We start from the raw sequence: 366 nt of genomic DNA, 5'->3' as shown, positions 1-366 counted from the left end.
CCAGCAAGCCGCTGAAGGAGCGGTTTGTGACCTGCCCGTGGGCGGTTTATCACGTGCAGGTGAATGCGGGTTAGTCGGACGCGGCGGCGGCTAAGTTGTTAGCGGATCGCGTTAGCGACGCTTGATCGATGCGGCGACTTCTTCGCCAATTTTTTCGAGTTCGTCGGCGGTGACGGGGGTTTTGCCTTGGGATGCGGAGGCGTTGCGTTCGACGTACAAGAGCAAGTCGGGTGTGTCGGTTGAGGCCTCTGGATCGCCTTGCACCGTCACGAGATAGCCGTAATCGGTCGAATCGTCGTTTCTCGTGATTGTACCGAATGATCCCACGCCTTCTCGGCCATCGAGCTTGACTGTGCGCCACGGGCG

Annotated in this window: 1 pseudogene; it reads right to left on the bottom strand. The window is 59.6% G+C overall.

Annotation, left to right across the window (positions count from 1 at the left end):
• Positions 1 to 111: 111 nt before the first annotated feature.
• Positions 112 to 366: pseudogene (locus tag SB751_RS28600) on the bottom strand (hypothetical protein); the annotation flags it as partial.

This window comes from Cupriavidus sp. SIMBA_020, from assembly GCF_046535395.1.
GTDB classification, from domain to species: Bacteria; Pseudomonadota; Gammaproteobacteria; order Burkholderiales; family Burkholderiaceae; genus Cupriavidus; species Cupriavidus campinensis.
Note: the sequence above shows the minus strand (reverse complement) of the source record. Positions and strands in the feature narration are given on the sequence as shown.